Source organism: Pseudomonas sp. M2 (genome assembly GCF_015751845.1).
Classification (GTDB): domain Bacteria; phylum Pseudomonadota; class Gammaproteobacteria; order Pseudomonadales; family Pseudomonadaceae; genus Aquipseudomonas; species Aquipseudomonas putida_E.
On sequence record NZ_JADOUD010000001.1, the window covers coordinates 2,716,306 to 2,728,606 of the forward strand.

General features: G+C 64.5%; 11 protein-coding genes. 5 read left to right on the forward strand and 6 right to left on the reverse strand.

The window, feature by feature from the left end; all coding sequences use genetic code 11:
- The first annotated feature begins 29 nt into the window (after positions 1–29).
- On the forward strand, positions 30–470 hold the full coding sequence (gene lysM / locus IWW33_RS12565; protein WP_042111826.1) for a peptidoglycan-binding protein LysM: 441 nt from the start codon (positions 30–32) through the stop codon (positions 468–470).
- 114 nt (positions 471–584) lie between these two features.
- On the opposite strand, the gene yrfG is transcribed toward lysM, so the two are convergent.
- Positions 585–1,247: a GMP/IMP nucleotidase gene (gene yrfG, locus IWW33_RS12570; protein WP_174141975.1), complete on the reverse strand. Its 663-nt coding sequence runs from the start codon at positions 1,245–1,247 to the stop codon at positions 585–587.
- 64 nt (positions 1,248–1,311) lie between these two features.
- Between yrfG and nudE the strand changes: the two genes are divergently transcribed.
- Together nudE and cysQ are read left to right on the forward strand one after the other, a co-directional pair.
- Positions 1,312–1,878, forward strand: a complete 567-nt coding sequence (gene nudE, locus IWW33_RS12575; protein WP_046788238.1) for an ADP compounds hydrolase NudE — start codon at positions 1,312–1,314, stop codon at positions 1,876–1,878.
- Entirely contained in the window at positions 1,875–2,702 is an 828-nt protein-coding gene (gene cysQ / locus IWW33_RS12580; protein ID WP_119687932.1) for a 3'(2'),5'-bisphosphate nucleotidase CysQ, read from the forward strand. Before nudE ends, cysQ begins: the two co-directional genes overlap by 4 nt.
- Here cysQ and IWW33_RS12585 read toward each other — a convergent pair.
- The 5 genes from IWW33_RS12585 to rfbC are packed head-to-tail and all read right to left on the reverse strand — an operon-like array spanning position 2,691 to position 7,801.
- Positions 2,691–3,146, reverse strand: coding sequence for a YiiD C-terminal domain-containing protein (locus IWW33_RS12585; RefSeq protein WP_039604210.1), 456 nt, complete (start codon positions 3,144–3,146; stop codon positions 2,691–2,693). The two genes, cysQ and IWW33_RS12585, sit on opposite strands and share 12 nt — an antisense overlap.
- Entirely contained in the window at positions 3,143–4,552 is a 1,410-nt protein-coding gene (locus IWW33_RS12590; protein ID WP_046788240.1) for a sigma-54 dependent transcriptional regulator, read from the reverse strand. The genes IWW33_RS12585 and IWW33_RS12590 overlap by 4 nt, the downstream gene beginning before the upstream one ends.
- The gene (locus IWW33_RS12595) at positions 4,549–6,363 is read right to left on the reverse strand and encodes an ATP-binding protein (protein ID WP_115273118.1); all 1,815 of its coding nucleotides are present in this window, start codon (positions 6,361–6,363) and stop codon (positions 4,549–4,551) included. Before IWW33_RS12595 ends, IWW33_RS12590 begins: the two co-directional genes overlap by 4 nt.
- A 38-nt stretch (positions 6,364–6,401) precedes the next feature.
- Positions 6,402–7,262: a dTDP-4-dehydrorhamnose reductase gene (rfbD, locus tag IWW33_RS12600; protein WP_161871530.1), complete on the reverse strand. Its 861-nt coding sequence runs from the start codon at positions 7,260–7,262 to the stop codon at positions 6,402–6,404.
- Positions 7,259–7,801 carry a dTDP-4-dehydrorhamnose 3,5-epimerase gene (gene rfbC / locus IWW33_RS12605; RefSeq protein ID WP_012316701.1) on the reverse strand — a complete coding sequence of 181 codons (543 nt, stop codon included), beginning with the start codon at positions 7,799–7,801 and terminating at the stop codon, positions 7,259–7,261. The genes rfbD and rfbC overlap by 4 nt, the downstream gene beginning before the upstream one ends.
- Positions 7,802–7,992: 191 nt before the next feature.
- Here rfbC and IWW33_RS12610 point away from each other — a divergent pair, with 191 nt between their 5' ends.
- On the forward strand, positions 7,993–10,893 hold the full coding sequence (locus IWW33_RS12610; protein ID WP_174141974.1) for an aminotransferase: 2,901 nt from the start codon (positions 7,993–7,995) through the stop codon (positions 10,891–10,893).
- Between the two features lie 153 nt (positions 10,894–11,046).
- Complete coding sequence (aguA, locus tag IWW33_RS12615) at positions 11,047–12,153, forward strand: agmatine deiminase (RefSeq protein WP_115273114.1); 1,107 nt, start codon at positions 11,047–11,049, stop codon at positions 12,151–12,153.
- The last annotated feature ends 148 nt before the right edge of the window (positions 12,154–12,301 follow it).

A 12,301-nucleotide genomic window follows, 5' to 3' on the forward strand; every position in this document is an offset into this window, starting at 1 on the left:
CCGAGGTTATCGTCAACATGGAGAACGCAATGAGCCTTTTCAGTTTCGTGAAGGAAGCCGGCGAGAAGTTGATCGACCTGCTGACCCCAGGCAATGCCAATGCCGAGGAGCAGCTGAAGAAACACGTGGAGAGTGTCGGCCTGGGCAACCCGAACATCACCGCTACGGTCGAGGGTGACAAAATCATCCTCAAGGGCGAGGTGGCCAGCCAGGAGGAGAAGGAGAAAATCATCCTCGCGGCCGGCAACATAAGTGGTGTAGCCAGCGTTGATGATCAGATCACTGTAACAGGGCCGGTCGTTCAGGCTGCGCGGTTCGTTACCGTGAAAAAGGGTGACACGCTGTCAGCCATTGCCGTGGTCGTATATGGCAACGCCGGCCAGTACAACAAGATCTTCGAAGCCAACAAGCCGATGCTCAAGCACCCGGACAAGATCTATCCAGGGCAGGTGCTGCGGATTCCGGACTGACAGATCTCTATCGTTTGCTCCGGCCAATCGCCGGCAAGCCGGCCCCCACAGGACAACCACAGCTCTGAATAGGTGTGGAGTACCTGTGGTAGCCGGCTTGCCGGCGATCTGGCCCTAAAGACCTACCAGCAACTGCCGGTAATCCTCGACTGCCGCAAACTCCTGGGTATCGCGCGGCGCCGCCTGGCTATCGGGCTGGCGCACGGCCAGTAAATGCCCCACGCCAAACCGCCGGGCACTGCGCAGAATGGCCAAGGTGTCGTCGATGAACAGGCTGCGCCCAGGCTCGAACCCGATATCGGCCTGCAACGCATCCCAGAACTGCGGGCTTTCTTTCGGGTAGCCGTAATCATGCGAACTGATCAGCCGCTCGAAATACGGCGCCAGTTCCACCCGCTCCAGCTTCAACGACAGCGAATCGCGGTGCGCATTGGTGATCATGACCACGCGCTTGCCGGCCTGGCGGATCGCTGCCAGGAAGGTATCGGCGTCTGGGCGCAGGGCGATCAGGTCGGCGATCTCGCGCTTGAGTTCGCGGATCGGCAAGTTCAGCTCGCGGCTCCAGAAGTCCAGGCAGTACCAGTTGAGCGTGCCGGCATTGCGTTCGAACAGCGGCTGCAGCTCCATTTCGGCCATCGCCCGGCTTACGCCGTGCACCTGGGCGTAGCGCTGGGGCAGGTGCTCCAGCCAGAAGCGGTTGTCGTAGTGCAAATCGAGCAGCGTGCCGTCCATGTCCAGCAGGACAGTATCGATGGCAGACCAGGGAAGAACAGGCATGGGAAACTCTCGTTCAGTCGGCAAGCCACGGTATAGTAACCCGTTCACGCCAAGGAGCCGCCCCATGCGCCAGAAACCCACCGTTCTCAGCCGCGAGATCGTCGCCAGCAGCCGCTTGTTCCGCGTCGAGGCCGTGCAGTTGCGTTTCAGCAACGGCAACGAGCGTACCTACGAGCGCCTGGTCGGGCGCGGCAATGGATACGGCGCCGTCATGATCGTGGCCATGCTCGATGCCGAACACGCGGTGTTGGTGGAGGAGTATTGCGGAGGCACAGATGAATACGAACTGTCCCTGCCCAAAGGCCTGATCGAACCGGGCGAGGATGTGTTGGCAGCGGCTGACCGGGAACTCAAGGAAGAAGCCGGCTTTGGCGCGCGTCAGCTGGAACACCTGACCGAGCTGTCGCTGTCCCCCGGCTACATGAGCCAGAAGATCCAGGTGGTGCTGGCCACCGACCTTTACGAAGAGCGGCTGGAGGGCGACGAGCCGGAGCCGATGCGGGTCGACAAGGTCAACCTTCGCGAACTCTCGGCGCTGGCCATGCACCCGCAGTTCAGCGAGGGGCGGGCGCTGGCGGCGTTGTACCTGGCGCGTGACCTGCTGATTCAACGGGGGCTGCTCGACGTATGAACGACCAGCAACTGATGCATGAAGTGGTGAAACTGGCCGCCCTGGCAGGGCAGGCGATCCTGCCGTTCTGGCGCGCCGACGTGGCGGTGACCAACAAGGCGGATGATTCGCCGGTGACCGCCGCCGACCTGGCCGCACACCGGGTTATCGCCGACGGCCTGCAGGCGCTGGCGCCGCAGATCCCTGTGCTGTCTGAGGAAGACTGCAATATTCCGTTGGCCGAGCGCCAGGGCTGGCAGCGCTGGTGGCTGGTCGACCCTTTGGACGGTACCAAGGAGTTCATCGCGGGTAGCGAAGAGTTCACCGTCAATATCGCGCTGATCGAAAACGGCGAAGTGGTGTTTGGCGTGGTTTCGATGCCCACCAGCGGGCGCTGTTATTTCGGTGGCCAAGGCCTGGGTGCCTGGCGGGCAGAGGCAGGCGGCGAGCCCCAGCCGGTCCAGGTCCGTAACGCGCCACCTGCCGATGGTCGTTTCACCGTGGTGGCCAGCCGTCGCCATTCCAGCCCACAGCAGGAAGCGTTGCTGTCTGGCCTTGGCGCTGCTGTCGGTGAGCTGGAGCTGGCCAATATCGGCAGCTCGCTCAAGTTCTGCCTGCTGGCCGAAGGCAGCGCCGACTGCTACCCGCGCCTGGCGCCGACCTCGCAGTGGGACACCGCTGCGGCGCAAGGTGTGCTGGAAGGGGCAGGCGGCGAAGTGATCGGCGTGGATGGCCAGCCGTTCCGCTACCCGCCACGCGAATCCCTGCTCAACCCCTTCTTCCTGGCCCTTCCCGCGGCTGCCAGCTGGCGTCAGGCGCTGATCCAGCTCGCCTCAGCGATGTAACACATACTGCCCGCTGAACCTCACGGCGGGCTCGTCGCTGCCAGCATTGCAAACCGTGGTGTCCAGCGTCAGCCGCGCACGGCCACGGCGCTGATACATCGCAACGAAGCGCTCCCAGGTTTTTTCGTCCGGTGCGGCGCAGCGCGCCACTGCCGTGCCGGTGACCGGCAGCGGGTAGCTGATCTGCCCTTCCTGAATGACGATATGCCCGTCGTCGATGCCCAGCTCGCGCAGGCGCAGGTGCAACCAGCCCCAGCCCACCAGCACGGCGGCGCAGTACAGGCTGCCGCCGAACATGGTGCTTTTGTGGTTGACGTTGGCGGCCAGCGGCAGCTGCAGGCGCAGGCTCTGCCCTTGCCAATCGATGACCTGCAGGCCCATTTCACGGGTCAGGGGAATGTCGCTGTGCAGGACGCCCTGCAGGTACTGGCTGTCGCTGTTCATGGGCGGTTGTCCTCGTGGTCGTCAGGCCCGCTGTGGCCACCGTCAAAACTGAGGCCGTGCTTGCGCAGCTTGTCATGCAAGGTTTTGCGCGGGATACCGAGTGCCTCGGCCAGGCTGCGCATGGAGCTGTGCGGCTGGCCCAGTTCGGCGGCAATCAACGAACGCTCGAACTGCTCGACCTGTTCGCTGAGGTTGCCCAGCTGAAGCGGGGCTGTGGGTGCTGCGGCAGCGGGCGCCTGGTTATCGAGCGCCAGCTCCAGGCCAAGGGCGAAACGCTCGGCGGCGTTTTGCAGTTCGCGCACATTGCCTGGCCAGGCATGGCGCAGCAGCATGGCCCGGTGCGCTGGCTGCAGGGTTTGCGGTGGCAGGCCGTGGCGTTGGCTGGCGGTATCGGCGAAATGCTGGAACAGCACCAGGATGTCATCCCCACGCTCGCGCAGCGGCGGTATGCGCAGCGGTGCCACGTTCAGGCGGTAGTAAAGGTCGGCACGGAAGCGGCCTTGGTCGGCGGACTGGCGCAGGTCCTCCTTGGTTGCGGCAATGATGCGGATGTCCAGTGGGATCAACTGGTTGCCGCCCAGGCGCTCGACCACACGTTCCTGCAGCAAGCGCAGCAACTTCACTTGCACGTCCAGGCTCATGCTTTCGATTTCGTCGAGGAACAGCGTGCCGCCATTGGCGAACTCGAACTTGCCGATGCGGCGCTTCTGCGCGCCGGTGAACGCGCCGGGCTCATGGCCGAACAGCTCGCTTTCGACCACCGACTCGGCCAGGGCGCCGGCATTGATGGCCACGAATGGCCCATCGCGGCGGCTGGACAGGTCGTGCAGGGCGCGGGCCACCACCTCCTTGCCAGCGCCGGTTTCGCCGAGGATGAGCACGTCGGCGCGGGTGCCGGCCAAGGCGCCGATCTGTTCGCGCAGGCGCTGCATGGCAGGTGAATGGCCGACCAGGCGGGTGGCCAGTTGCTGGCGGTCGCTCAAGGCCAGGCGCAGGCTGCGGTTGTCGAGCACCAGCCGGCGCAGGGCCAGGGCGCGGCGCACGCTGTCGAGCAGGGCTTCACTGGCAAAGGGCTTTTCAAGGAAGTCGTAGGCGCCAGCACGCATGGCTTGCACCGCCAAGGGCACATCGCCGTGGCCGGTGATCAGCAGCACTGGCAGTTCCTTGTCACGCCCGTGCAATTGTTCGAGCAGTTGCAGGCCATCGATGCCGGGCATGCGGATATCGCTGACCACCACGCCGGGCCAGTCGGGCTCCAGGCGCTCGGCCAGGCCTTGGGCGTCGGCCAGGGCAACCACCTTCAGCCCCGCCAGGTCGAGGGTTTGGCTCAAGGCCTGGCGCAGGTGTGGGTCGTCGTCGACCAGCAGCACCTGGGCCTGGCTGTCGATCTGTATCTCGGGGGTCATGCCGAGGGGTCCTCCGATGGTTGCAGGTTGGCGCCGGGCGCTGCCACGCGCATTTGCAGGGTGAGCAGGGCGCCGCCTTCCGGGTGGTTGGCCAGCAGCAGTTCACCGCCCAGGGCACGCATCAGGCTTTCGCAGATGGCCAGGCCCAAGCCCAGGCCCTGGGTGCGGGTCTTGGTGGTGAAGAACGGCTCCTTGGCGTGCTCGAGGGCCTGCCGGCTGAAGCCCGGGCCATTGTCGCGGATGAACAGGTAGACGTAGTCATCGCGCTTTTCGGCACTCAGCCACAGGCGGCGCGGGTTGGCTTTTTCAGTCAGGGCATCGAGGGCGTTGGCCAGCAGGTTGCCGAGCACCTGGCGCAGGCGTGTCTCCCCGGCCTGTACCCACAGGGTGGCATCGGGCAGGTCACGGATCAGCTCAACGGCCATCGCTCGGCGGCGTTTGGCCAGCAGCGCCAGGGCGTCGTCCAGCGCCGGCTGCAGGGCCACGCTTTCCGGCGCATGGCGGTCCCGCCGGGCGAAGGCCCGCAGGTGAGCGATGATCGAGGCCATGCGCCCGGTCAGTTCGCCGATCAGCTTGAGGTTGCCGCGGGCATCTTCAGTGCGCTGGTGATCGAGCAGAATCTCGGCGTTTTCCGCGTAACTGCGGATGGCTGCCAAGGGCTGGTTGAGTTCGTGGCTGATGCTCGCCGACATGGTGCCGAGCACCGACAGCTTGCCCGCCTGCACAAGCTCGTCCTGGGCGCGCACCAGCTCCTGCTGGGCATTCTCGCGCTCCAGTACCGCGCTTTTCAGGCGGTTGTTGAGGCCTTCGAGGTCGGCGGTGCGCTGGGCCACACGATTTTCCAGCTCCTGGCGGCCCCGGGCTTCGAAGTCGATGCGGTCGATATAGTGCCGGCGGCGTTGCATCACCAGGCCGGCCAGCAGCATCAGCACCAGCAGTGCGCCGCCACCGATGGCCATGACGGTTTGCACCGAACGGTCGACCAGCATGCGTGGTGCGAGGATGCTGACCTGCCAGCCGGTCTCCTTGATGTCACGCGTCTGGGCCAGCCAAGCGTTCTGGTTGAGTACCAGCGGCTGTGGCGCCTGGGTCGGGTAGGGCTGGATGGCGATGATCGCCTGGCGCTCGGCCTCGGTCAGCTCGCGCGTGGCGCGAAAGCGCCAGTCAGGCCGCGAGGTGAGGATCACCACACCGTTGTGGTCGGTCAGCAGCAATTGCTCGGGCGTATTGCCCCAGAGGGTCTCGGTGTGGTCCAGGTCGACCTTGACCACCAATACCCCGACGATGCGTTCACGGTCATGCACGGCAGCGGCAAAAAAGTAGCCGCGCTTGGCCGACGTGGTGCCTTGGCCGAAGAAGCGCCCAAGTTGCCCGGCCATGGCTTCGTTGAAGTACGGGCGGAAGGCGAAATTGCGGCCCACGAAGCTGTCGCGCTTGTCCCAGTTGGAGGCGGCCAGGGTATTGCCGCTGACGTCCATCAGGTACATCACCTCGGCACCGGTCTGGTGGGCGATGTCTTTGAGCAGGCGGTTGGCGTTGGTCACCGCTTCGAGCTTGAACGGGTCGGCCAGTACGCCGCGCAGCGCCGGCAATTCGCCAAGAATCTGCGGCAGGGTTTCGTAGCGGTGCAGGGTGCCGAGCAGGTTGGCGACATACAGGTCCAGGGTCTGGCGATTCTGCGACGCCAGTTCGTCCTGATAATAGCGTTCGGCAAGGTGATGCAGCGGCCACAGCAAAGGGGCCAGGCACAGGGCCAACAGGGCCAGGCTGCGCCAGCGGGGACGGCGTGGGTGCGTGGGTTTTGCAATCATCGCGTAAATGCGCCAGAAGGGTCTGGCGCAATTATGCGCTACTTGAGGCAGTCGATCAGCGCCTGCTGCCAGTGCGGTAGCGTTACGCCCCACTCGCGGGCCAGGCGTGAGCAGTCCAGGCGCGAGTTGGCCGGCCGGCGCGCGGGCGTGGGGTATTCGCTGGAGGGGATCGGCAGCAGCTCGGCGCAGGGCAGGCCACGGGCCTTGAGCTGCTCGCCGATGGCCTGGGCAAAGCCGAACCACGAGGTCTGGCCTTGGGCGGCCAGGTGATACGTGCCCCAGGCACCGGCCCGGCCAGCCTGCCAGCGCTCGATCAGCACGCGGGTGCTGAGGGCGATGGTCGTGGCCCAGGTTGGCGCGCCGATCTGGTCGTCGACCACCCGCAGTTGCGGTTTTTCCTGCAGCAGGCGTTGCATGGTCAGCAGGAAGTTGCGCCCGTGCAGCGAGTACACCCAGCTGGTACGCAGAATCAGGTGTGCGCCGCCCACGGCAGCGATGGCCTGCTCACCGGCAAGCTTGCTGCGCCCGTAGACACCGAGCGGGTTGGGTACGTCCTGCTCGTTGTATGGCGTGGCCTTTTCCCCGTCGAACACGTAGTCGGTGGAGTAGTGAATCAGCGGTGCGCCAAGGCGCAGCGCTTCTTCGGCAAGCACGCCAGGGGCTTGGGCATTGATCGCAAAGGCGGTGTCCGGCTCGGTTTCGGCCTGGTCCACTGCGGTGTAGGCGGCAGCATTGATGATCAGCCCGGGGGCAAGCTGGCGCAGCGGTTCACGCAAGGCCTCGGGCTGTGCCAGGTCCAGTTGGTCGCGGCCCAGCAGGTGTATCTCGCCCAGGCCGGCCAACTGTGTTTTCAGCGCTTGGGCGACCTGGCCATTGTGGCCACACACGAGCACCCTCATGGGAACAGGTCCGCGTCAGCCAGCAGCGCGCCGGCCTGGTCCTTGGCCGACAGCAGCGGCGCTTCCACGCCCCAGTCGATGGCCAGCTGTGGATCATCCCAGCGGATGCAGCGCTCGGCGGCGGGGTTGTAGTAGTCGGTGGTCTTGTACAGGAAGTCCGCCGATTCGCTCAGCACCAGGAAACCATGGGCGAACCCTGGCGGGATCCAGAACTGGCGGTGGTCTTCGGCGCACAGGCGGGTGGCTACCCAGCGGCCGAATGTCGGTGAGCTGCGGCGGATGTCCACGGCCACATCCAGCACTTCGCCCTGCACAACCCGCACCAGTTTCCCCTGGGGGTTATCGATCTGGTAGTGCAGGCCGCGGAGCACGCCGCGCTGTGAGCGGGAGTGGTTGTCCTGGACGAAATGGGCGTCAAAGCCTGTCAGCCGCGCAAACTCGCGGGCATTGAAGCTTTCGAAGAAAAAGCCGCGGCTGTCACCGAAGAGCTTGGGCTCGATGATCAGTACGTCGGGTATGTCTGTTGCGATTATGTTCATGGCAATTTTCTGACCAGTGTACTCAGGGGTGGACCGTACCGGCCTCGTTCAATGTAGCCGCCTTGGCGCTTTGCAGCCCGGATTGCCATCATGACCGAGCGTGGACGCACGATCATCATTTCATCATTGCCACTTGTGTATCGGCCTTGGCAGTGGCGAGATAAGCGAAAAGTAAAAGAGGTTCCATCTTCATGCCCCTCAGCACCCTGATCCAGCGTTCCAGCCTGCCAAGCCCTTCGCTCAGCGAAGCCCAGGCGCATGCCTTGCTTCAGGCGCATTACGACCTGGCCGGCAGCCTGACTACGCTTGGCAGCCAGCAAGACCTGAACTTGCGTCTGGATACGGGGCAGGAGCGGTTTGTGCTAAAGGTTTGCCACGGCAATTATGCCCAGATGGAACTGGAGGCGCAGCATGCGGCGCTGGCTTACCTGCGCGGGCAAGGGTTGCCGGTACCTGCCGTACGCCCGGCACGCGACGGCCAGTCGTTGTTGGCACTGGACATCGATGGCCAACCGCTGCGCGCCCGCCTGCTCGATTATATAGAAGGGCAGCCGCTGACCCGCCTCAAGCACATGCAGCCTCGCCTGATGGCCGAACTGGGCGCGCTGTGCGCCCGGGTCGACAAAGCCTTGGCCGATTTCGACCACCCAGGCCTGGTGCGCACCCTGCAATGGGACCCGCAACACGCCCAGGCGCTGATCGAGCATTTGTTGCCAGTGCTGCAGGATGCCGGGCAGCGCGCCCGCCTGGAGCAGGCCACTGGCCTGGCCACCGCACACCTGGCACCGCTGGTGGACGCCTTGCCGAGCCAGGCCGTGCACCTGGACATCACCGATGACAATGCCGTCTGGGCCCGCGATGAGCAGCGCCAGTGGCAACTGCAGGGCATCATCGATTTCGGTGACCTGGTGCGTACCTGGCGCATCGCCGACTTGTCGGTGACCTGCGCGGCCTTGCTGCACCATGCCGAAGGCGACCCGCTGCGCATCCTGCCGGCCGTGCGCGCTTACCAGGCCCTCAACCCGCTGAGCGAAACCGAGTTGCGCGCCCTGTGGCCGCTGGTGCTCAACCGCGCTGCCGTGCTGGTGCTCAGCAGTGAGCAACAACTGGCCGTGGACCCGGGCAACCAGTACATCCGTGACAACATCGCCCATGAGTGGGAGATCTTCGATACCGCTACCGCCGTGCCTTTTGCCCTGATGGAAGCGGCCATTCTGCAGGCCGCCGGCATCGAACCGAGCCGACCGGACCTCGCCGATTGCGCCCTGTTGCTGCCGGACCTTGCCCGTGAGGCGGTAACGCGCGTCGACCTGGGCGTGCTCAGCCCCCACTGCCAGGCCGGTAACTGGGAGCAGCCCGGCTTCGATCAGCGTCAGCTGACGGCGCAGCCCGCGCCTGCTTGCAGCCTGCATGGCCAGTATCGCCTGTCGCAAACCCACATCGACCGCCCTGAGGAGCCGGCCACCTGCGCCCTGGGCGTCGAACTGCACGTGCCCAACGGCAGTGCGGTACAGGCCCCGCAAGCCGGGACCTGGCAACGCCACGGCGATGGCCGTGGCTGCTTGCGCACGGCACAGTGGGCCTTGTGGCTCAGTGGCCTGGAAGACACCCCCGCAGACGGCCAGGCCGTGGCCAAGGGGCAGGCGCTGGGCAACAGCTGTGGTTTTCTCAGTGTGCAGCTGTGCCTGGACCCCAGCATCCAGCCGCCACTGTTCGCTGCACCTTCCCAGGCTGCCGCCTGGCTGGCGCTGTGCCCCTCGCCTGCAGCTTTGCTGGGCTTCGACTGCGATGCCGAGCCGCTGGCCGACCCCCAGGCATTGCTGGCCCGCCGCGACGCCAGCTTTGCCCGCTCGCAGAAGCACTACTATGCACAGCCACCACACATCGAGCGCGGCTGGCGCAACTACCTGATCGACATGCAAGGCCGCTCCTACCTCGACATGCTCAACAACGTCGCGGTACTCGGCCATGGTCACCCTCGCATGGTGGCCGAGTCGGCACGGCAGTGGTCGTTGCTCAATACCAACTCGCGCTTCCATTACGCGGCCATTGCCGAGTTTTCTGAACGCCTGCTCAAGTTGGCGCCGGCGGGCTTTGACCGAGTGTTCTTGGTCAACAGTGGTACCGAGGCCAACGACCTGGCCATTCGCCTGGCCTGGGCCTACAGCGGCGGGCGCGACCTGCTCAGCGTGCTGGAGGCCTACCATGGCTGGTCGGTGGCGACCGATGCCATTTCCACGTCCATTGCCGACAACCCGCAAGCCCTGGAAACCCGGCCCGACTGGGTGCACCCCGTCGAGGCGCCGAATACCTTCCGTGGCCGCTACCGTGGCGCAGACAGTGCCGGCGACTACCTGCGTGACGTCGATGCCAAGCTTGCCGACCTCGATGCCCGTGGCCGTCAGCTGGCCGGCATGATCTGCGAGCCGGTTTACGGCAACGCCGGTGGTATCTCGCTGCCTGCGGGTTACCTGAAAGAGGCGTATGCCAAGGTCCGTGCCCGCGGCGGTGTGTGCATCGCCGATGAAGTGCAGGTGGGCTATGGCCGCCTGGGTGAGTACTTCTGGGGCTTCGAGGAGCAGGGTGTGGTGCCCGACATCATCACCATGGCCAAGGGTATGGGCAACGGCCAGCCACTGGGGGCGGTGATTACCCGGCGCGAGATTGCCGAGGCGCTGGAGGCGCAGGGCTACTTCTTCTCCTCGGCTGGCGGCAGCCCGGTGAGTTGCCGTATCGGCATGGCGGTGCTGGACGTGATGGACGAGGAGGGGTTGTGGCAGAACACCCGCGAAACCGGGCGGTATTTCAAAGCGCGCCTGCAAGCGTTGGTCGATAAACATCCGCTTGCCGGTGCCACGCATGGTTCGGGTTTCTATCTGGGGCTGGAACTGGTGCGTGACCGCCAGACGCTGGAGCCGGCCACTGAGGAAACCATGGTGCTGTGCGACCGCCTGCGTGACTTGGGGATCTTCATGCAGCCGACCGGCGACTACCTGAACATCCTCAAGATCAAGCCGCCGATGTGCACCACGCGCGCCAGCGTGGACTACTTTGTGAACAGTGTGGACCGCATCCTGTCCGAAGGGTTGTAAGCATCAGCGATGCCGCTCATGTCGATTGTTATCGGCCTGAGCGGCATTTTTATCAGCCGCTCAGCGTTTTCATCCTTTTAATGCCGATATATATCGGTTATAAAATCGGCATCCAAATTGACCATCGGCCTAGGGCCTTTGCAGAGGTTACACATGAAAACCCTCAACTCCACCCCCCGCGCCGACGGTTTCCACATGCCCGCCGAATGGGCGCCGCAAAGCCAGGTGTGGATGGTCTGGCCCGAGCGTTCGGACAACTGGCGCCTGGGAGGCAAGCCTGCCCAGGCTGCCCACGTCACCCTGGCCAAAGCCATCGCCCGCTTCGAGCCGGTTACCGTTGCTGTTTCTGCCGGCCAGTACGAAAACGCCCGTCGTCAGCTCGACCTGCCCAACATCCGTGTGGTGGAAATCAGCAACGACGACGCCTGGGTGCGTGATACCGGCCCGACCTTCGTCATCAACGATTCGGGCGAAGTGCGCGGTGTGGATTGGGGCTTCAACGCCTGGGGCGGCTTCGACGGCGGCCTGTACGCGCCGTGGAACCGCGACGAGGAGCTGGCAGCCAAGGTGCTGGAGATGGAGCGTTGCCAGCGCTACCAGACCGAAGGCTTCGTGCTTGAGGGCGGCTCGATCCATGTGGACGGTGAGGGCACCCTGATCACTACCGAAGAGTGCCTGCTCAACCGCAACCGCAACCCGCACCTGAACCGTGAGCAGATCGAAGAGATCCTGCGTGAGCACCTTGCGGTGGAGACCATCGTCTGGCTGCCCGATGGCCTGTACAACGACGAAACCGACGGCCACGTCGACAACTTCTGCTGTTACGTCAGCCCAGGCGAAGTGTTACTGGCCTGGACCGATGATTCCAACGACCCCAACTATGCGCGCTGCCATGCCGCCTATGACGTGCTGAAAAACAGCCGTGATGCCAAAGGCCGCGAGTTTGTGGTGCACAAGATGCCCATTCCTGGCCCGCTGTTCGCCACTGAAGAAGAGTGCGCCGGCGTCGATCAGGTGGTCGGTAGCCAGGAGCGAGACCCGTCTGTACGCCTGGCCGGGTCCTACGTGAACTTCCTGATCGTCAACGGCGGCATCATCGCGCCAAGCTTCAATGACCCGGCAGATGCCCAGGCCAGAGCCATTCTGGCCAAGGTCTTCCCGGACCACGAAGTGGTGATGATCCCCGGGCGTGAGCTGCTGCTGGGCGGTGGCAACATCCACTGCCTGACTCAGCAGCAACCGGCGCCGGTCAAGCGCTGAAGCAACGCTGCAGAAAAAGCCCGTCGCCTGACGGGTTTTTTTGGGCCGCGACGTCCGGCATGTCGAAATGGCATATGTTTTGTATTGTTTTCAGGGAGTTAACTCAGCAGTACGGTCACTCCGTTCTGTAACAATCAAGACGTAGATT

What these genes read in the sequence shown, in the direction of transcription:
- IWW33_RS12595 (WP_115273118.1), bottom strand. Translation starts at nt 6,363, where the DNA reads ATGATTGCAAAACCCACGCACCCACGCCGTCCCCGCTGGCGCAGCCTG.
- nudE (WP_046788238.1), top strand. Translation starts at nt 1,312, where the DNA reads ATGCGCCAGAAACCCACCGTTCTCAGCCGCGAGATCGTCGCCAGCAGC.
- lysM (WP_042111826.1), top strand. Translation starts at nt 30, where the DNA reads ATGAGCCTTTTCAGTTTCGTGAAGGAAGCCGGCGAGAAGTTGATCGAC.
- IWW33_RS12585 (WP_039604210.1), bottom strand. Translation starts at nt 3,146, where the DNA reads ATGAACAGCGACAGCCAGTACCTGCAGGGCGTCCTGCACAGCGACATT.
- aguA (WP_115273114.1), top strand. Translation starts at nt 11,047, where the DNA reads ATGAAAACCCTCAACTCCACCCCCCGCGCCGACGGTTTCCACATGCCC.
- yrfG (WP_174141975.1), bottom strand. Translation starts at nt 1,247, where the DNA reads ATGCCTGTTCTTCCCTGGTCTGCCATCGATACTGTCCTGCTGGACATG.
- IWW33_RS12590 (WP_046788240.1), bottom strand. Translation starts at nt 4,552, where the DNA reads ATGACCCCCGAGATACAGATCGACAGCCAGGCCCAGGTGCTGCTGGTC.
- IWW33_RS12610 (WP_174141974.1), top strand. Translation starts at nt 7,993, where the DNA reads ATGCCCCTCAGCACCCTGATCCAGCGTTCCAGCCTGCCAAGCCCTTCG.
- cysQ (WP_119687932.1), top strand. Translation starts at nt 1,875, where the DNA reads ATGAACGACCAGCAACTGATGCATGAAGTGGTGAAACTGGCCGCCCTG.
- rfbD (WP_161871530.1), bottom strand. Translation starts at nt 7,262, where the DNA reads ATGAGGGTGCTCGTGTGTGGCCACAATGGCCAGGTCGCCCAAGCGCTG.
- rfbC (WP_012316701.1), bottom strand. Translation starts at nt 7,801, where the DNA reads ATGAACATAATCGCAACAGACATACCCGACGTACTGATCATCGAGCCC.